We start from the raw sequence: 18784 nt of genomic DNA on the forward strand, positions 1-18784 counted from the left end.
TAACGTGAGTTCGATGAATTATAACTATTTGTAAATTTGGTGATTAGCGAAAATTGTTGTAACTTTATAGTGTTCAATTACAAAGTATTACAAACAATAATCGCTATGATCACCGAGGACAAAGTTACAGAATTATTTTGTATGGCGGACGACTTCTGCAAGTTTTTTGATGCAATGATGGAAAAATATACGCTGAAATCCGACACCAAGCGGCGTTATCACCGCGATTCGACTATGTCAAAGGCAGAAATCATGTTGATTATGATATTGTTCCATGACTCCGGCTACCGTTGTCTGAAACATTTCTATCTGGAAAAAGTATGCAGACATCTGCGCCACCTCTTCCCAAAGATTGTTTCATACAACCGTTTTGTGGAGCTTGAAAAGGAAGTGGCTGTACCATTGGCTCTTTTCATTAAGAAAGTGTTGCTTGGAAAATGCACAGGCATAAGTTTCGTGGACAGCACCCCGTTGAGGGTATGCAGGAATCAAAGGATACATATCCACAAGGTATTCAAGGGTATAGCCCAAAGGGGCAAGTGTTCCATGGGATGGTTTTTCGGTTTCAAACTGCATTTGATATGTAACGAGAAAGGCGAGCTGCTGAACTTCATGATAACTCCGGGTGATGTCGATGACAGGAAACCGTTGGAGTATAAGGCGTTTGTCGAATTCATCTACGGAAAGTTGGTTGCAGACAAGGGCTATATCGGCAAGAACCTTATTACCAAACTCAAAAGTAACATGAAGGGGGCTTTGATGAGTGTGTCGGACAAATTGCTCCTCAGAAAGAGAGCAATTATAGAAACCGTCAATGATGAACTCAAGAACATAGCACAGATAGAGCATTCAAGGCATCGTTCTTTTGATAACTTCATCGTCAACTTATTGGGAGGATTGGCTGCTTACTGCCTGTTTCCAAAGAAACCATGTATACAGGTACACAGAACTTTAGATACACAATTAGCGCTGTTCTAAATTCATCGAACTCACGTTATCTTATAAACGTGTTTTTCAACCGTTTACTGCACGGTTCATTCCTTTTTCTTCCCGATGCGGATGCGCGCGTCCACTGCGATGACGTGCTTCTCGGTGGCAAGCAGAGGATTGATGTCCATCTCCTTGATTTCGGTGGCGAAGCGCAGCAGGGTGGAGAGGCGGACGATGATTTCGGCAAACTTGTCCTCGTTGACACCCTTCTGGCCGCGCGTGCCCTTGATGATTTTGTAAGCGCGGAGCGAACGAATCATGGAGTAGGCCTCTTCGTAGGACAGCGGGGCGAGGCCGGACGAGACGTCCTTCAGCACCTCGACGAAGATGCCGCCCAGGCCGCAGAGGACCACGTGGCCGAACTTCTCCTCGTACTTGGCGCCGATGAACAGTTCAGTACCCTTCAGCATGGGCTGCACCATGACGGAAGTGACGTCGGGCAGCTGCATCATGCGGTCGAACTCCAGGGCCAGATGCTGCTCGCTCTTGATGTTGAGCACCACGCCTCCTACATCGGACTTATGGACGGGGCCTACGACCTTGGCCACCACAGGAAAGCCCGTGCGGCGGGCAAAGGCCAGCACTTCCTCCTTCTTGGGAGACACGAACTCGTCCACCAGCGGGATGCCTGCCGAGCGCAGCAGGGCCTGCACCTGGTGGGGGGCGATGTAGCCGTCGTCGCCGATGGAGTCGATGATGCGGCGGATGCGGGGCACGTCCACGCCGAACAGCTCAATCTCGTTGGCCGCGGGGCGCGGGGCGTTCATGATGCGGGTGAGGGCGGTGCCCAGCGTCACCTCGTCGGCAAAGTTCACGTGGCCTTTCTTCAGGAAGTCGGCCACTTCGGCCCCGGCCGTGTTGACCGAGGGCAGGATGGGGAATATCGGTTTCCGACAGGTCAGCATGGCTTCGTGCAGCACGTCGTACATCTCGAACATGGTCACCAGCCCCGGCGTGCCGAAGATGGCCATCACGGCGTCGATGTTGTCGAACTTGTTCTCGCAGTAGTCCAGGCACAGTTTCAGGTGCTGGGGCGTGCCCGTGGCAAGGATGTCGATGGGGTTGCCCACCGCCGCGCCGGGATAGAGCTGCGCCTTCAGCTCGTCGGCCAGGGGGCCTTCCAGCTTGGGCACGTTGAGCCCGCCCTTGCTCAGGGCGTCGGTCAGCATCACGCCGGGGCCGCCCGCATGGGTGATGATGGCGAAGTTCTTGCCCCGCAGTTCGGGCAGGGTGAAGACACAGCCCACGGTGGTCAGCTCCTCGCGCGAGTAGCAGCGCACGATGCCCGCCTTGCGGAAGAGGGCCTCGACGGCCGAGTCGCTGCTGGCGATGGCTCCCGTGTGCGAGCTGGCCGCCCGGCTGCCGCTCTCGCTGCTGCCCGCCTTGATGGCGGCTATGCGGCAGCCCTTCCTGATGAGCGACGAGGCGTGGAAGAGCAGGCGGTCGGGGTCGGAGATGCTCTCGATGTAGAGCAGCTTGATGTGCGAGTCGCGGTCGGGGTCGAAGTGTTCGTCCATGTACTGAAGCACGTCTTCCACGCCAATCTGCTTGGCGTTGCCCACGGACCATACGGAGTTGAACTGCAAGCCCTTGGTGACGGCGCTCTCCAGGATGAACACCGCCGTGGCGCCCGAGCTGGAGATGAGGTCCACGCCCTGCGGGTGCAGCTGCGGGATGGGCTGGCTGAAGACACTGTGGTGCCAGGCGTTCATGTAGCCGATGCAGTTGGGGCCGATGAGCGAGGCGCCGTAGCGGTTCACCGTGTCCAGGATGCGGTCTTCGAGCAGGGCGCCTTCGTGCGTCTCCTCTCCGAAGCCGGCAGAGAGGATGATGAACGCCCGCACCTGCTTCTCGGCCGCCAGCACGTCCACCACGTCGGGGCACATCGCGGCCGGGATGGCCAGGATGGCCAGGTCGGTGTCGGGGATGTCGCGCACGTCGGCAAAGGCCTTGACGCCCTGCACTTCCGCCTCTTTCGGATTGACGGCACGCAGCTCACCGGCATATCCGCCGCTAATCAGGTTTCTCAGGATAGCCCCTCCGGGCTTGTGTACATTGTTGGAAGCCCCCACCACCACGATGCTGGCAGGATGCAGTAATTGGGTTGTAATCATAGTCGTACCATCCGTTCGTTTATACTACGTACAAATATACGCTATTTATGCAGAGAAACAATAGGGGCGGGCAGGGAAAATGTGCGGGCCGGGCAAGGGAGGCCGTTTCGGCCCTGATAACCAACGCTTAGGCCATGCAAGCACGGTCCGCGCTCCATGCAGGCATCGTCCACGGACCGTGCTTGCATGGTCCGCAGAGCATGCTTGCATGGTCCGGACGGGCTGCAAACCGAGGATTCGCCCCGCCCCGACAGCGGACGGCAAGGCGTGGCATGAGGCTTGCGCACAACGTCCGGATAAAGAAACATGCGGAACGGCACGACCGGCTTTTCCGCTCCAGTCCGTGCCATTCCGCATCGTCCCTGCCGGCAGACACCGGCAGGCCGTCTGTACCATCCTCGGGCGCGTCGGCTTTACAGCAGCGTGCCGTCGGCCGTCACCCTGACATGTACGTCGGGCGAGCCTGTCTTTTCCAGTTCCAGGTCGTAGTAGTTTGTCGCAGGTGTCTCCACGTAGTCGGCATCGTCCAGCCGGTAGCCGTCGTAGGCGGCCAGGGCAGCCTCTTTCGCAGCTTGGGGCACGTCAGCCAGGCGCACATCCCACGAGGTGGAAACCCATTCGCCCTCGGCTGTGAAGAGCACTTCCTTGCCCCTGCCTTCGTGCACGATGTCCACTTCCATCAGTCCCTTCTCCCAGTCCGCTTCCACCAGGCGGGCGCCGGGGTAGCGGGTCTCGATGAAGTCGCGCATGGCGTCTGTGAGCGTGGGCGGCAGGTAGCCTCCCTGTCCGCCGTCGGCCACCGTCTTCACCAGCACGCCGTCGCCGCTATAATAGAGGTCGGCCTCCTGGTGTCCGTACTCCACTTCGAGCACGTAGAGGGTCTCCATGTCGCGGCGCTCCACCTGGTCTGCGTCGTCCACCCTCCAGTCCGCATACTCGCTGCCCTCGAAGGCCGTCTTCACCGCCTGCGGCAGGGCTGCATAGGGGATGTCGGTCTCGGTCATCACCCATTCGCCGCCCGGCGTAAACCAGGCTTCGGTCTCGTAACGGTCGTCGTAGAAGTCGGCCACGTAGTAGCCGTCCTCCCAGTCCCACTCCACCCGGCCCGCATCAGGGTAGCGGGTGGTGAAGGCCGATTCCACTTCGGGGGCCACTGTCATGCCGTCATCGTCACAGGCTGTAAATCCCAGGGGCGCAGCTGCCAAGAGCGCTGCAAACAGATAGTTTTTCAGTTTCATGATTTATTCTCCTTTCTTCGTTTATTATTCCCATTCAAAAACCAATTCTTTTCTTGTGAATTCGTTGCAAAGATACAGGCCAAATCTGGAAAGATTCTGGAAGTGTGTACCAAAATTAGCGGAAAACCACTATCTTTGCACGACAAAAAGCGTTCATAACAAAAGAGATACATACAGATATGGAAAAGAAATTCAAACGCACCACCGTGACATCGGCTCTGCCCTATGCCAACGGACCTGTTCATATCGGACACCTGGCCGGCGTCTATGTACCGGCCGACATCTACGTCCGCTACCTGAGACTGAAAAAAGAAGACGTCATCTTCATCGGCGGAAGCGACGAGCACGGAGTGCCCATCACCATCCGCGCCCGCAAGGAGGGATGCACGCCGCAGGACATCGTAGACCGCTACCACACGCTCATCCGCGACTCGTTCAAGGAGTTCGGCATCTCGTTCGACGTCTACGGACGTACCTCTTCGGAAGTTCACCACCAGACGGCCTCCGACTTCTTCCGCAAGCTCTACGACAAGGGCGAATTCATCGAAAAGACCTCCATGCAATATTACGACGAGGAAGCCAAGACCTTCCTGGCCGACCGCTACATCACCGGCGAATGCCCGCGCTGCCACGCCGAAGGCGCCTATGGCGACCAGTGCGAGAAGTGCGGCTCCACACTGAGTCCCACGGAGCTCATCAACCCCAAGAGCGCCATCAGCGGCAGCAAGCCCGTGATGAAGGAAACCAGGCACTGGTACCTCCCGCTGGACAAGCACGAAGGCTGGCTGCGCCAGTGGATTCTGGAGGAGCACAAGGAATGGCGCCCCAACGTCTACGGCCAGTGCAAGTCGTGGCTCGACATGGGATTGCAGCCGCGTGCCGTGAGCCGCGACCTGGACTGGGGCATCCCCGTGCCCGTCGAGGGAGCCGAGGGCAAGGTGCTCTACGTATGGTTCGACGCCCCCATCGGCTACATCAGCAACACCAAGGAACTGCTGCCCGACTCGTGGGAGAAGTGGTGGAAAGACCCCGAGACGCGCCTCGTCCACTTCATCGGCAAGGACAACATCGTGTTCCACTGCATCGTCTTCCCCGCCATGCTGAAGGCCGAAGGCTCGTACATCCTGCCTGACAACGTGCCCTCCAACGAGTTCCTCAACCTCGAAGGCGACAAGATATCCACCTCGCGCAACTGGGCTGTCTGGCTGCACGAATACTTGCAGGACTTCCCCGGCAAACAGGACGTGCTGCGCTACGTGCTTACGGCCAACGCCCCCGAGACGAAGGACAACGACTTCACCTGGAAAGACTTCCAGGCACGCAACAACAACGAGCTGGTGGCCGTGTACGGCAACTTCGTGAACCGTGCCCTGCAGCTCACCAAGAAATACTTCGACGGCGTGGTGCCCGCCTGCGGCGAACTGACCGACTACGACCGCGAGACGCTGAAGGAATTTGCCGACGTGAAGAGCGAAGTGGAGAAGCTGCTCGATGTATTCAAGTTCCGCGACGCGCAGAAGGAAGCCATGAACCTGGCCCGCATCGGCAACAAGTACCTGGCCGACACCGAGCCCTGGAAGCTGGCCAAGACAGACATGAACCGCGTGCAGACCATCCTGCACATCGCCCTCCAGCTGACGGCCAACCTGGCCATCGCCTTCGAGCCGTTCCTGCCCTTCAGCAGCGAGCGCCTGCGCCACATGCTCTGCATGGAAAGCTTCGACTGGGCCAACCTGGGACGCACCGACCTGCTGCCCGCCGGACACCAACTGGGCACACCCGAACTGCTGTTCGAGAAGATTGACGACGAAGCCATCCAGGCACAGGTGGACAAGTTGCTCGCCACGAAGAAGGCCAACGAGGCGGCCAACTACAAGGCCAACCCCATCAAGCCCGTCATTCCGTTCGAGGACTTCGAGAAGCTCGATATCCGTGTAGGCACCGTGCTCGAATGCCAGGCCGTGCCCAAGATGAAAAAGCTGTTGCAGTTCAAGATTGCCGACGGGTTGGAGAACCGCACCATCGTGAGCGGCATTGCCCAGCACTACAAGCCCGAAGAACTGGTAGGCAAGCAGGTGTTGTTCATCGCCAACCTGGCTCCACGCCAGTTCAAGAACGGCCTCGTCAGCGAAGGCATGATTCTTTCTGCCGAGAACTACGACGGTTCGCTGGCCGTCACTTCCGTACTGCGCGAGGTGAAGCCGGGTAGTGAAGTGAAATAATCTATTCTCACCACAGAGGACACGGAGTTTCACAGAGTTCTTTTCAATGGTTACATACATGAACTGACTCTGCGAAACTCTGTGCTTTCTGTGGTGAATCTTTTTCCATGCACGTATGAGCCAAAGCACTCTGAAAGAGAAAACCGCCCGCGGACTGTTCTGGGGAGGATTCAGCAACGGGATGCAGCAGCTGCTGAACCTGGTCTTCGGAATCTTTCTGGCCCGCCTGCTCAGCCAGTCGGACTATGGCATGGTGGGACTGCTCACCGTGTTCTCGGCCATTGCATCGGCCTTGCAGGAAGGCGGGTTCATCTCTGCGCTGACCAACAAGCGGGACGTCACGGACAGGGACTACAACGCCGTATTCTGGTTCAGCACGCTTTGCAGCATCACGTTCTACACCCTGCTTTTCTTTGCCGCCCCCCTGATAGCCGGCTTCTACGGCATTCCAGAACTGACGCCGCTGGCCCGCCTGCTCTTCCTGAGCTTCGTTATCTCCAGCCTGAGCATCGCCCCGCGTGCCTATCTCTTCAAGAACCTGAAGATAAAGGAAAGTACCGTGGTATCCGTCTCGGCCCTCTGTGTCTCGGGCATCACGGGCATCACGCTGGCCGCCCACGGCTTCGCCTACTGGGGACTGGCCATCCAGTCGCTGTCATTCGTCAGTGTCATCACCCTGCTCAACTTCTACTTTGCCCGCTGGCGCCCCAGCCTGCACATCGACCTGCGCCCCATCCGCAGCATGATAGGTTTCAGCAGCCGGCTGATTGTGACCAACATCTTCACCATCATCAACAACAACCTGTTCTCCATGATTCTGGGCAAGTTCTACTCCGCCCGCGAGGTGGGCGACTTCACGCAGGCCAACAAATGGAACGGCATGGGCCACACTCTGATTACCAACATGATTAACGGCATTGCCCAGCCCGTCTTCACCAGCATTGCCGACGACCGCGCCCGCCAGCTGGCCGTGTTCCGCAAGCTGCTGCGGTTTACGGCCTTCGTCTCCTTTCCCGTCATGTTCGGTCTGAGCCTGGTGGCCAAGGAACTGATTGTGATAACCATTACGGAGAAATGGCTGTCCAGCGCCTACATCCTCCAGATACTCTGCGTGTGGGGCGCGTTCATCCCGCTTACCAACCTGTTCTCCAACCTGGTCATCAGCCACGGGCGTTCGTCCGTCTACATGTGGAACACCATCTGCCTGAGCCTGGTGCAACTGGCGGTGGCCTGCGCCGCCCATTCTTACGGGCTGGAGTGGATGCTGTACCTCTTCACCGGCATCAACATCGGGTGGCTGTTTGTCTGGCTGTGGTTCGTGAACCGCGAGATAGGGCTCACCCTGAAGGACATGCTGAAGGACATCAGCCCCTACCTGGGCCTGTCGGCCGTACTGGTCGTGGCGGCCCATTATCTGACACAGCCCATCGGCAACCTCTACCTCTGCATGGCGGTCAAGATAGCCGCCGTGGCCGGGCTGTATGCCCTTGTCCTGTGGAAGGCGCAGTCCGTCATCTTCCGGGAAAGCGTTGAATTCCTCTTTAAGAAAAAGAAACCATGAGCCGCATTGCCTATATTCTCTCCGCCTACAAGGACGCGCCCCACCTGGCCCGGCTGATAGCCGCGCTGGACGATGACGCCGACTTCTACGTCCACATAGACCGCAAGGCCGACGACCGCCCCTTCCGGCAGCTGCTGGAAGGAAAGGTGACCTTCGTCCCTTCCCACTGGGTGAGCTGGGGAGGCTGGGAGCAGGTGGAATATCAGAAGGAACTGCTGGGCGCCGTGCTGCGCAGCGGGGTGGACTACGGCCGCGTGGTGTGTCTGAGCGGACAGGACTACCCGCTGTGGAGCAACGAGGAGATACACCGCCACTTCGACGAACACCCCGACACGGAGTTCATCATGGGCCTGAACCTCACCCGCTGCACCGACCGTGCGCAACGCTCCAAGATAGTCTGCTACCACTTCTTCCGAGACCTGAAGTGGAGCGACCAGTGGTGGAAGGACAAACTCATCGTTGCGTCCCGCAACCTGCTGAAGCTGCTCCCCCTCCGCAAGCCGCCCTATACCTATATAGAAGGAAAGAAGGCGGAAGTCTATTTCGGTTCCGACTACTGGGCGCTGACCCTGCCCTGTGCACGCTACGTGTACCAGCGGCTCGGCTCCGAACGGCGGCTGGTGCGCTACTTCAAGACCAGCTTCGTGCCCAGCGAACTGTGCATACAGACACTGGTGTTCAACTCTCCGTTCGGCGCACGGGCCCTCCGCTACGAAGGGACCTATCCCGGCCTGTCGGGCCTCACCCCGCTGCACTACATCGAATACGGCAAAGCCATCAAGCCGCTGACCCTCGACGACCTGCCGCAACTGGCCCGCTCGGGCAAGATGTTCTGCCGGAAGGTGGTGAGCGGCACGTCGGACCGGCTGGTGGAAGCCCTGAAGAACAGAAACATAAACACCTACAAATCATATCAGTCATGAAAATACTCGTCATCATCGTCTCCTACAACTTCGAGCGCTGGATGGACCGCTGCCTGGGCAGCCTGCGCCTGTCGGAACAGCCGGCGGACGTCATGGTGATAGACAATGCCTCGCAAGACCATACGGTGCAGCTCATCCGGGAACACTATCCGGAGGTGCGCCTCATCCAAAGCCCGGAGAACCTGGGATTCGGGCGTGCCAACAACCTGGGCATGAAAGTGGCTCTGGCAGAAGGCTACGACTACGTCTTCCTGCTTAACCAGGACGCCTGGATTGACAGGAACACCCTGGGCACGCTGGCTTCGCTCTGCGCAAGCCATCCTCAATACGGCATCCTGTCGCCGACCCACCTGACCGGGTCGGGCAACCGTCTGGAGCACGGATTTGCCTGCTACGCCCGCCTGAATTCGCTGGAAGAGCTGACCTCCGTGCCATGCACCGCCCAGACGCCGCCCGTTGACCTGCCGTTTGTCAACGCCGCGTTCTGGATGATTCCCGTCTCCGTACTGAGGCGCGTGGGCGGCTTCTGTCCGCTGTTCTATCACTATGGAGAAGATGTGGACTACGTCAACCGCCTGCGCCGACACGGCTACCGGGCGGGCTACACGCCTGCCGTATTCGGCTGCCACGACCGCGAACACCGCCAGACCGACCACAAGACCTGGCTGCGGTCCGAGCGAATCTATCTGCTGACGGAGTATGCCAACATCAACCGCTCCTTTCCCCGGGCCTTTGCCTACAGCGTGCTGGCCAGCCTCAAGAAGTCTGCCCAATCCTTCTGGACGAAGAAAGACGCCCGGACCGGCCTGAGCTATATCCGGATAGCCTGCCAGCTATTGGGATGCACAGGCAAGGTTCTCCGCTACCGCCGCATCAACCTGCAACCAGAAACCCCTCATTATATTGCAACAGAATCATGAAAGTACTGCTCACCTTCGGAGGCATTCCCCACTACCTGAATGCCTTGCTTGAGAAACTGCACCATAAAGGCGTGGAAGTGACGGTTGTCACCCCACTGAAAGGAAACGCCACCATCGGCAAAGGCGTCAAGATGGTGGAAGGAGGCACTTACCGCCACCTCAACACACCGGAAAAGAAGATGGCCTACGGCAAGAGCGGCCTGCCCGAACTGCCCGGACTGGTGGCCGGCGAACGCCCCGACATCGTTGTGCTGGGCTGGCCCTACTTCCTGCAAGTCTTCTTCCAGCCGTCGCTGCGCCGTGCCCTGAAGCGTTGCGGCGCCCGGCTGGTGATTCGTGAAATCCCCTTCCAGACACCGCCCTACGGACAGATACGCGATTACTTCCGCCAACACCCCATGTACGACGAAGGCATGCGGCTCCAGAGTCAGGGCAAAGCCTTCTACCTGCGCCAGTGGCTGACGGCCCGCATCCGCAAGTACTGCTATGCCCGTGTGGCGGGTACCCTCAACTACTCCACGGCGGCCTACGACATTCTGCCCTCGTACGGCGTGAAGCGCGAACAGATTCATGTCACCTACAATTCGACGGACACCGAAGCCCTGTGGCGCGAGAAGGCCGCCGTGCTGGCTGCTCCCGCCCTGCTGCCCCCGTCGGAAAGGCGGCTGCTCCACATCGGCCGGCTGGTAAAATGGAAACGAGTGGACCTGCTCATCGAAGCCTTCGCCCGCACGCTGGGCCAATATCCCGACGCCGAACTGGTCATCGTGGGCGACGGCCCCGAACTGGACAACCTGAAGGCCCAGGCCGCCTCCTTGGGGCTGCCCCTGCGCAGCAAGGAGGAGAACGCCGCCGACGGGCGCGGCTGCGTGCGCTTCATCGGCGCCGTCTACGACCCGAAGGAACTGGGAGCTTACATGAACGAGGCAACCGTCTACGTGCTGGCCGGCATGGGCGGACTGTCCATCAACGACGCCATGACCTACGGCCTGCCTGTGGTCTGCTCCGTGTGCGACAGCACCGAGCGCGACTTGGTGACCGACGGCCGGAACGGCCTCTTCTTCCGCGACGGCGATGCCGACAGCCTGACCGAAAAGATCCTTCAACTGCTGGCCTCGCCCCAGGAGTGCCGCCGCATGGGAGAGGAGTCGGAGCGCATCATCCGCGAGCAAATCAACATCGACACCGTCAGCGAACGCTACCTGAAAGCCTTCGCCGATTTCCTCCGTCGCTGACGTCCGTTGCCCCGAACGCAAGTTCCGTCCTGCCTGCACACTGGTTGCAGCCGCGCTGCAAACAGGTGTGCAGTGACGCTGCAAACAAGCATGCAGCCGCGCTGCAGCGGGCGTGCAGTAACTCTGCAACGGGCGTGCAGTAACTCTGCAGCGGGCGTGCACTGACAGTGCAGCGGACGTGCAGCAACCATATCACCAGGGAAATAGCATCAGAAAACAGGCAGGCGGCCACCGCCGCCCCGGCCGGGAGCCGGCCGGAAGCCTCAGAGCGCGGCCTCGGCCAGTGCCTTCACAATCCGTTCGCAGGCACGGCCGTCGCCGTAAGGATTGTGAGTCTCGGACATGCGGCGGTACATGGCCGCATCCGTCAGCAGTTCGGACACGTTGGCCACAATGGCATCGGCATCCGTACCCACCAGCTTCACCGTTCCCGCCTCCACGGCTTCGGGACGCTCGGTGGTGTCGCGCATCACCAGTACCGGCTTGCCCAGCGAGGGAGCCTCCTCCTGCACGCCGCCGCTGTCGGTCAGCAGCAGGGTGGAGTGACGCATGGCGTAAACAAAGGGCAGATAATCCAGCGGGGCAATCAGACGCACGTTGTCCAGGCCCGACAGCAGTTCATAGACGGGCTTCTGCACGTTGGGATTCAGATGGACGGGATAGACGATGTCCATCTCCGGATGGCGGGCGGCAATCTCGCGGATGGCACGGCAGATGTGCCGGAAGCCTTCGCCGAAGTTCTCGCGACGGTGTCCGGTCACGAGGATGTAGGGACGACAGCCCGCCTCGTAACCCTTGGACAGGAGTTCGGCATGTACCTTCTCCTTCATGCCTGGCTTGTGGTCGATGATGTCCACTGCCATCAGCAGGGCGTCGATGACTGTGTTTCCGGTGACGAATATCTTTCCGTCGGCCACGCCCTCGCGCAGCAGGTTCTGCCGCGACTGTCCGGTGGGCGCAAAGTAGAGCGAAGCGATGCGGTCGGTCACCTGACGGTTCATCTCCTCGGGCCAGGGCGACAGCATGTTGTACGTGCGTAGTCCCGCCTCCACGTGTCCCACGGGTATCTGCATGTAGAAGGCGGCCAGCGAAGCGGCCATAGAGGTCGTGGTGTCGCCGTGAACCAGTACCACGTCGGGACGGAAGTCCTTCAGCACGTCGCGCAGGCCCAGCAGCACGCGCGAAGTGATGTCGTACAGGTCCTGGTTGGGCGCCATGATGTTCAGGTCGTACTCGGGCACGATGTCGAACACTTCCAGCACCTGATCCAGCATCTGGCGGTGCTGGGCGGTGACGCATACACGGGTTTCAAACGTCGCGGGTTTGCCTTGCAGGGCTTTCACCAGCGGCGCCATCTTGATGGCTTCGGGGCGGGTACCGAAAACAAGCAGTATCTTTTTCATAACGGTTAGCGGTGAGTGGTGAGTGGTGAGCAGTGAGTGGTGAGTGGTTAGTAGTGGCTAACATTCGTCCGAATGGATACTGACCGCTCACCCCTAACCGCTATAAAATACTTTTTCTTACTCCGCAGAAGTCCAGTTCTATCTTGGAGCTATCCTTGGGAATGCTGAGGAAAGGCGTATGGCGCACGAGCCACACCACGATGTCGGCCCGTCGGTAGGCTTCTTCGTAATGGGTCAGGTGGAAACTGGAGTGAGCCGCGATGTTGGGCTCTACAATCAGCACGTCGGCACGGCTTTCTGAAACGATGCGCGAAGCGATGTACTTGGCCGGCGACTCGCGCAGGTCGTCGATGTTGGGCTTGAAGGCCAGTCCCATGCAGGCCACTATCGGCTCGCGTCCCTGCTCCTCGACAAACTTGCGGCAGGCTTCCATCACCTTGTTGGCGCACCAGTCGGCCTTGTAGTCGTTGGTCTCGCGGGCACGCTTGATGAGCTGTGCCTGCTCGGGATAGTCCGATACGATGAACCACGGGTCTACGGCGATGCAGTGTCCGCCCACGCCGCAACCAGGTTGCAGGATGTTGACGCGCGGGTGTTTGTTGGCCAGTTCGATGAGTTCCCACACGTTGATGCCGGCACGGTCGCAAATCATGGACAGCTCGTTGGCAAAGGCTATCTGCGCGTCGCGGCTGGAGTTTTCCGTCAGCTTGCACATCTCGGCCGTGCGGGCATTGGTGCGGTGCAGCTTGCCCTGCACGAAGGCGGAGTAGAACTCGATGGCCTTGTCGGTCGACGCCTCATCAATACCGCCAATGACGCGGTCGTTGTGCACCAGCTCGTAGAGCGTATTGCCGGGCAGTACACGCTCGGGACAGTAAGCAATGAAGATCTGTCCCTTCAGTTCGGGACGCAGGCTGAAGATGAGTTCGGCCATCCGCTCGGTGGTGAACACGGGCGAGGTAGACTCGATGACAAACAGGTTGCCGGGCTTCAGACAGGGAATGACCGAACGGGTAGCAGCCTCTACATACGTGATGTCCGCACGGTGGTTCTGCTTGAAGGGCGTCGGAACCACGATGAAAAAGGCGTCGGCCTCTTCGGGCTTGGCGACAGCACGCAGGTTTCCGCTCTGCACGGCCTCGCGCACCACCCGATCCAGATCGGGCTCCACGATATGTACTTTTCCCTGATTGACGGTTTCCACTACCGAGGGATTGACGTCCACTCCCACCACCTGATAACCATGATGGGCTGCTACAGCCGCGGTGGGCAGGCCAATGTAACCCAATCCTACAAATACAACCTTCTTCATAAACTGTTTCTTACTTAAGTTTCGGGTTTGATTTTTTACTGGAAGCTAAGAAACTATAGAAGTTATCACTTCGCTTGGCTCTGTTAGAAGTTAAAGCCGATAGTCTTGCAAAAAGGAAAGATTGGCAGTAACAGGCCGATTGGCCTTTAACTTCTAAGCCCGCCCTGGCAGGCAATAATTTCTTCTAACTCCTCTAACTCCTGCAAGTTTGGCTTCGCCGACTTTCAATTCGGCAAAACCGAAACTTGAATTTCTTATTTATCTCCGCAAACGCCGGCCGCGGCTTGTTGCCCGCAACCTGATGGCCGTTTGCGAAACTTCTGCAATTATAACGCGGCAAAAGTACAAATAATATGTGACTTTGCACTGTTTCTCACCGAAAACCACTACTTTTGTCAAGCCAAAACCCAAGAACTTTTCAATGAGAGTACTACTTATCAATACTTCCGAACGCATAGGCGGCGCCGCCGTCGCTTGCAGCCGGCTGATGGAGGCCCTGAAAAACAACGGCATCAAGGCCCGCATGCTGGTGCGCGACAAGCAGAGCGAACAGCTGACCGTCGTGGCCCTGAACCGCAGCTGGCGGCTGGTGTGGAAGTTCGTGTGGGAACGCATCGTCATCTGGCGCGCCAACCGTTTCAAGAAGAACAATCTCTTTGCCGTGGACATTGCCAATACGGGAACGGACATCACCGGACTGCCCGAATTCCAGCAGGCCGACGTCATCCATCTGCACTGGGTCAATCAGGGAATGCTTTCGCTGAAGAACATCGAGAAGATACTCGCCTCGGGGAAACCCGTCGTATGGACCATGCACGACATGTGGCCCTGCACAGGCATCTGCCACCACGCCCGCGAATGCGAAGGCTACCGGCAGGAATGCGGCTCGTGCCATTTCCTCTACGGAGGCGGACATAAACGGGACCTCTCACACCGCATTTTCCTGCGTAAGAAGAAACTCTACCAGAGCTATCCCATTACTTTTGTCACCTGCAGCCATTGGCTGGAAGAGAAAGCCAGACTGAGTGCGCTCATTGAAGGGCATAAAGTAGTCTGCATCCCCAATCCGCTGAATACAAACCTTTTCAAGCCGCACGACAAGCAGAAGGCGCGCGAACGCCTCAAGCTGCCGGCAGACAAGAAACTGCTGCTGTTCGGCTCCGTGAAGATTACCGACAAGCGGAAGGGCATAGACTACCTGATAGAATCCTGCAAGATATTGGTCAAGAACAAACCCGAATTGCGCGAACAGTTGGCCGTCGTGGCTTTCGGCAACCAGTCGAGGCAGCTGGAGAACCTGCTGCCCTTCAAGGTCTATCCGCTGGACTTCGTACACGACGAACACCAGCTGGTGGACATCTACAACTCGGTGGACCTCTTCGTCACCCCCTCGCTGGAGGAGAATCTCCCCAACACCATCATGGAGGCCATGGCCTGCGGCATTCCCTGCGTGGGATTCAACGTAGGCGGCATTCCGGAAATGATAGACCACCTGCACAACGGCTACGTGGCCCGCTACAAGTCGGCAGAAGACCTGGCCAACGGCATCCACTGGACACTGAACGACCCGGGCTACGAAAGTCTGTGCGAAGAGGCGTGCCGGAAGGCCGTAACACACTACTCGGAGCACGTCATCGCCAAGAAGTTCATCGAACTCTACAACAAAGTCACCGGAAGCAATGCATAACCACCTCACACCCAAATTCACCGTCATCACCGTTTGCTTCAACGCCGAAGAAACGCTCGAAGACACCATTCAAAGTGTCATTGCGCAAACCTACCACCACGTGGAGTACATCGTTGTGGACGGCGCCTCGAAGGACCGTACCCTGTCCATCATCAACCGCTACCGCGACCGCATCGCCACCGTGGTGAGCGAACCGGACAAGGGACTGTACGACGCCATGAACAAGGGCCTCCGGCTGGCTACGGGCGACTACGTCTGCTTCCTCAACGCGGGCGACAGCTTCCACGAGGACGACACCCTGCAACAGATGGTGCACACCCTGCGCGAACGGTCCGAACTGCCCGACGTGCTCTACGGCGAGACGGCACTGGTCAACGCCGAAGGCCACTTCGTGCGGATGCGCCGCCTCCAGGCGCCCGAACACCTGACGTGGCGCAGCTTCCGCCAGGGCATGCTGGTGTGCCACCAGGCCTTCTTTGCCCGGCGCACACTGGCCGAACCCTACGACCTCCGCTACCGCTTCTCGGCCGACTTCGACTGGTGCATCCGCATCATGAAGAAGGCAAAGACCCTGCACAACACCCACCTCACCCTCATAGACTACCTGGACGAGGGCATGACCACCCGCAACCACAAGGCTTCGCTGCGCGAACGCTTCCGCATCATGGCGAAGCATTATGGCTGGCTGAGCACCGTGGCCCTTCATGCCTGGTTTGTGGTGAGGGCGGTGGTGAAGAAGTAAGCCAACCTTACGCAATCCGCCTACCGTCCTATCAACATGGCAGCAGTTTCCACTACCTATCCTTTCCAGATTCGGCATGCCTGCCGGAGAAAAACTCTTCATAAGGCATTCGGGCCTTGCTTGCCAATGAGTCTGGAATTCAAGTTTCGCAAGTGCGAATTACCCGGCACGTGCAACGCGACTCCTCCTGATTCCCCGCAAAACGCCATCTGAGGAAGTCTTCCGGTTTATCAGGCAGGAAAGAAACGATGGAAAAGAACAATAGGAGGAAACAAGCAGGGACGTTGCCTCTTCCGGCTTCCCGCCTGGCGGAGAGTCGGCATTGGGTTACTTCCGGTGCGCAGTCTTCCCGTTGGGACAGATGTGTCATCGTGTAAGAAAAACAGGCCAAGTGCTTACAAAAAGCCCCCGAAATGAGTTTCAGGCTGACACGCAACATTTGCAAAAGGCGCGAAACAGAGGCCGGGAAACCTCCTTGGAGCTGTGTGGAGCATGTACCGTGCAAGCTCCGTCCGTCCACAATGCTTGTTTCGTTCGCGCGGCATGCTTGCCGGGAGCGCGCAGAATGCTTGCGCGGAACACGCAGCATGCTTGTACGGAGCGCCCGGAAGCCACGTTACACCCTCCCGAAAGAGAAGTTACCCACTCCCATGTGGATTTTGGGAGCCACAAAAGAGGCTTTTTCCTTCCCGGAGAGGCATTTTTTCTTCTCTTTCAAATGTAAGGATTTCGCTATCCGTCTGCCATGCAGCCGATTGCAGGAATCTGCTTCCGTTTTTCCGAGCAAGCCGGACGGAAGGCCGAAAAAACGGATTCTCGTGCATCGGAAAAGTCAAAGTGTCAAAATGTAAACAGAGGGATGCACAGCCTGCACGTGAAAGACGACGGCAGAAGAGTGGACGATAGCCCTCCCTGACCGTCCGCTGTCAGAGCACCGCCTTGAACGACAGATGGAAGTCGGCACGCAGCACCCGTATCCGGTTCCACTTCTCCAGGTCCATCTCCCGCTCCAGGTCGCCGTCCTTCTCCGTCAGCGAAGAGCTGTTTCCGCCCGTCAGCGAGGCACCCACGCCCAGGTAGAAGCCCTTGTAGAGGCGGTAGCTGAAGCCCAGGTCCATGTTGGCGCCCAGGAAGCCGGTCGAATAGGTGGGCCGTTCCTTGCCGTTGGCAAAGCCTTCGGCACGGTAGTGCATGTAGCCCGCACCGATGGTGTACTCCATGCACAGCCGCGGAGCGACCATGCGCCGCAGGCCCACTTGCGGGGCAATGTAGTTCAGGTTCACATCCTCGGCCAGCATGCCCATGCCGCCCGCCTCGTAGTTCTCGGAAGCGGTGAAGAAGTTGTACTTCAGGCCCACCAGCCAGTCGTCCGGCACCCAGAAGGCCTTGATGCTGCCGCTGAAACCCTTGTCGTAGGCACCGCGATAGGAGGCGCCGTAGGGCGACAGGTTGGAGTTGCCGAACAGCTGTCCCGTACCCAACTCGGCCGACAGGGAAAACTTGCCTTCGGAAGCAGGCTGTGCAAAAGAGGAAAGACTGACTGCTGAAAGCAGAGCGAATAAAAGAATAAAGCGTTTCATCTGTTTCTATTTTTGAATTGATTTTTCTGCAAATGTAGTTGACTGGTCTTACTTTTCCAAAAGGAATCAGTACGCAAAGAGTACGCAAATGCCTGCGTACTCCTGCGTACAACACAAAAAACTTAATGATTACGGATAAATTTATCCCACTCGTCCGGCGCACCTTCTTGACCAAGCACTTTCTTGTACAGGCGTTTGCGAATGGACGTTACAGCCTGCTTACTGCGGAGTACAAGCTGGGCGATACGGGTAGAAGAGATTCCTATTTTGAGTAACAGGCAAACCTGCAATTCAACCTCACTTACGGGATACAAATCTTTCAAACGATGGGTAAATTGTGAATAGGTAGAGTCAATGGCTGCTGTTAAGGTCTGCCATTCTTCTGCAGATAAATTACCGTCCACTTCATGACATTTGCGGAATATGTCGGAAGTTTCCAGTGCTTTTACAGCTTCCGCTTCCAACCTTCTATAAGCCTCAACCTGTTCGTTGTCTTTCTCCAAAGACTGTTTCCGGGCATGGAGCAATTCTTGTTGGGGCTGGTTTTGCACGATCTTCGAAGCCTGAAGTTCTTTTTCCAGTTCGGCTATCCGCTTTTTATTTTCTTCTATAAACTCCTGACTCTGTCGATACTTCTGTCCTTCCAAGGCTTTTAATTTCTGCAATTGATTGATTCTGCCTTCTTCCTTTCGTTTCCGATTCTGCCGATAGGCAAAAAACAATGCAACCACCACCACCATGCTTGCTGTAATCCAGACAATATAATTTTTCTGTTGCCTGTTCTGCATTTGTAACCGGTTGTTTTCCTCTTCCCGTAACTGATAATTGTAGAGTGCATTGATTTTGCGAACAGTTTC

At 57.7% G+C, this 18784-nt stretch carries 13 protein-coding genes and 1 pseudogene; 8 read left to right on the forward strand and 6 right to left on the reverse strand.

What is annotated here, in order from left to right; genetic code table 11:
- The first annotated feature begins 105 nt into the window (after positions 1-105).
- Positions 106-978 carry an IS982 family transposase gene (locus Q1Y74_RS09225; RefSeq protein WP_300813974.1) on the forward strand — a complete coding sequence of 291 codons (873 nt, stop codon included), beginning with the start codon at positions 106-108 and terminating at the stop codon, positions 976-978.
- Positions 979-1034: 56 nt separating this feature from the next.
- On the opposite strand, the gene Q1Y74_RS09230 is transcribed toward Q1Y74_RS09225, so the two are convergent.
- Together Q1Y74_RS09230 and Q1Y74_RS09235 are read right to left on the reverse strand one after the other, a co-directional pair.
- Positions 1035-3104 (reverse strand): acetate--CoA ligase family protein, encoded by a 2070-nt coding sequence (locus tag Q1Y74_RS09230; protein ID WP_300813975.1) that lies wholly within the window; start codon positions 3102-3104, stop codon positions 1035-1037.
- A gap of 413 nt (positions 3105-3517) precedes the next feature.
- Positions 3518-4342 carry a PepSY-like domain-containing protein gene (locus Q1Y74_RS09235; protein ID WP_300813976.1) on the reverse strand — a complete coding sequence of 275 codons (825 nt, stop codon included), beginning with the start codon at positions 4340-4342 and terminating at the stop codon, positions 3518-3520.
- 179 nt (positions 4343-4521) lie between these two features.
- Here Q1Y74_RS09235 and metG point away from each other — a divergent pair, with 179 nt between their 5' ends.
- The 5 genes from metG (at position 4522) to Q1Y74_RS09260 (ending at position 11203) form a co-directional block, all read left to right on the forward strand.
- Entirely contained in the window at positions 4522-6564 is a 2043-nt protein-coding gene (metG, locus tag Q1Y74_RS09240) for a methionine--tRNA ligase (protein ID WP_300813978.1), read from the forward strand.
- Between the two features lie 115 nt (positions 6565-6679).
- Complete coding sequence (locus Q1Y74_RS09245; RefSeq protein ID WP_300813979.1) at positions 6680-8125, forward strand: lipopolysaccharide biosynthesis protein; 1446 nt, start codon at positions 6680-6682, stop codon at positions 8123-8125.
- Positions 8122-9048 carry a beta-1,6-N-acetylglucosaminyltransferase gene (locus Q1Y74_RS09250; RefSeq protein WP_300813980.1) on the forward strand — a complete coding sequence of 309 codons (927 nt, stop codon included), beginning with the start codon at positions 8122-8124 and terminating at the stop codon, positions 9046-9048. The genes Q1Y74_RS09245 and Q1Y74_RS09250 overlap by 4 nt, the downstream gene beginning before the upstream one ends.
- Positions 9045-9968: a glycosyltransferase gene (locus Q1Y74_RS09255; RefSeq protein ID WP_300813981.1), complete on the forward strand. Its 924-nt coding sequence runs from the start codon at positions 9045-9047 to the stop codon at positions 9966-9968. The genes Q1Y74_RS09250 and Q1Y74_RS09255 overlap by 4 nt, the downstream gene beginning before the upstream one ends.
- Positions 9965-11203: a glycosyltransferase family 4 protein gene (locus tag Q1Y74_RS09260; protein WP_300813982.1), complete on the forward strand. Its 1239-nt coding sequence runs from the start codon at positions 9965-9967 to the stop codon at positions 11201-11203. Before Q1Y74_RS09255 ends, Q1Y74_RS09260 begins: the two co-directional genes overlap by 4 nt.
- Positions 11204-11466: 263 nt before the next feature.
- Here the strand turns inward: Q1Y74_RS09260 and wecB are convergent, their stop codons facing one another.
- Positions 11467-12606 carry a UDP-N-acetylglucosamine 2-epimerase (non-hydrolyzing) gene (gene wecB / locus Q1Y74_RS09265; RefSeq protein ID WP_300813983.1) on the reverse strand — a complete coding sequence of 380 codons (1140 nt, stop codon included), beginning with the start codon at positions 12604-12606 and terminating at the stop codon, positions 11467-11469.
- Between the two features lie 100 nt (positions 12607-12706).
- On the reverse strand, positions 12707-13918 hold the full coding sequence (wecC, locus tag Q1Y74_RS09270) for a UDP-N-acetyl-D-mannosamine dehydrogenase (RefSeq protein ID WP_300813984.1): 1212 nt from the start codon (positions 13916-13918) through the stop codon (positions 12707-12709).
- Between the two features lie 421 nt (positions 13919-14339).
- Between wecC and Q1Y74_RS09275 the strand changes: the two genes are divergently transcribed.
- A complete protein-coding gene (locus Q1Y74_RS09275) occupies positions 14340-15605 on the forward strand; it encodes a glycosyltransferase family 4 protein (protein ID WP_300813985.1) in 1266 nt (421 codons plus the stop codon).
- A complete protein-coding gene (locus Q1Y74_RS09280; RefSeq protein ID WP_300813987.1) occupies positions 15598-16347 on the forward strand; it encodes a glycosyltransferase family 2 protein in 750 nt (249 codons plus the stop codon). Before Q1Y74_RS09275 ends, Q1Y74_RS09280 begins: the two co-directional genes overlap by 8 nt.
- A gap of 926 nt (positions 16348-17273) precedes the next feature.
- Here Q1Y74_RS09280 and Q1Y74_RS09285 read toward each other — a convergent pair.
- A complete protein-coding gene (locus Q1Y74_RS09285; RefSeq protein WP_300813988.1) occupies positions 17274-17927 on the reverse strand; it encodes a hypothetical protein in 654 nt (217 codons plus the stop codon).
- Positions 17928-18049: 122 nt separating this feature from the next.
- Positions 18050-18784: pseudogene (locus Q1Y74_RS09290) on the reverse strand (hypothetical protein); the annotation flags it as partial.

Origin of the sequence: uncultured Bacteroides sp., from assembly GCF_949298305.1 — a bacterium.
Classification (GTDB): Bacteria; Bacteroidota; Bacteroidia; order Bacteroidales; family Bacteroidaceae; genus Bacteroides.

Bases quoted from the DNA above. Each gene is read 5' to 3' on its own strand.
- Q1Y74_RS09225 (WP_300813974.1), top strand. From the start codon at position 106: ATGATCACCGAGGACAAAGTTACAGAATTATTTTGTATGGCGGACGAC.
- Q1Y74_RS09230 (WP_300813975.1), bottom strand. From the start codon at position 3,104: ATGATTACAACCCAATTACTGCATCCTGCCAGCATCGTGGTGGTGGGG.
- Q1Y74_RS09235 (WP_300813976.1), bottom strand. From the start codon at position 4,342: ATGAAACTGAAAAACTATCTGTTTGCAGCGCTCTTGGCAGCTGCGCCC.
- metG (WP_300813978.1), top strand. From the start codon at position 4,522: ATGGAAAAGAAATTCAAACGCACCACCGTGACATCGGCTCTGCCCTAT.
- Q1Y74_RS09245 (WP_300813979.1), top strand. From the start codon at position 6,680: ATGAGCCAAAGCACTCTGAAAGAGAAAACCGCCCGCGGACTGTTCTGG.
- Q1Y74_RS09250 (WP_300813980.1), top strand. From the start codon at position 8,122: ATGAGCCGCATTGCCTATATTCTCTCCGCCTACAAGGACGCGCCCCAC.
- Q1Y74_RS09255 (WP_300813981.1), top strand. From the start codon at position 9,045: ATGAAAATACTCGTCATCATCGTCTCCTACAACTTCGAGCGCTGGATG.
- Q1Y74_RS09260 (WP_300813982.1), top strand. From the start codon at position 9,965: ATGAAAGTACTGCTCACCTTCGGAGGCATTCCCCACTACCTGAATGCC.
- wecB (WP_300813983.1), bottom strand. From the start codon at position 12,606: ATGAAAAAGATACTGCTTGTTTTCGGTACCCGCCCCGAAGCCATCAAG.
- wecC (WP_300813984.1), bottom strand. From the start codon at position 13,918: ATGAAGAAGGTTGTATTTGTAGGATTGGGTTACATTGGCCTGCCCACC.
- Q1Y74_RS09275 (WP_300813985.1), top strand. From the start codon at position 14,340: ATGAGAGTACTACTTATCAATACTTCCGAACGCATAGGCGGCGCCGCC.
- Q1Y74_RS09280 (WP_300813987.1), top strand. From the start codon at position 15,598: ATGCATAACCACCTCACACCCAAATTCACCGTCATCACCGTTTGCTTC.
- Q1Y74_RS09285 (WP_300813988.1), bottom strand. From the start codon at position 17,927: ATGAAACGCTTTATTCTTTTATTCGCTCTGCTTTCAGCAGTCAGTCTT.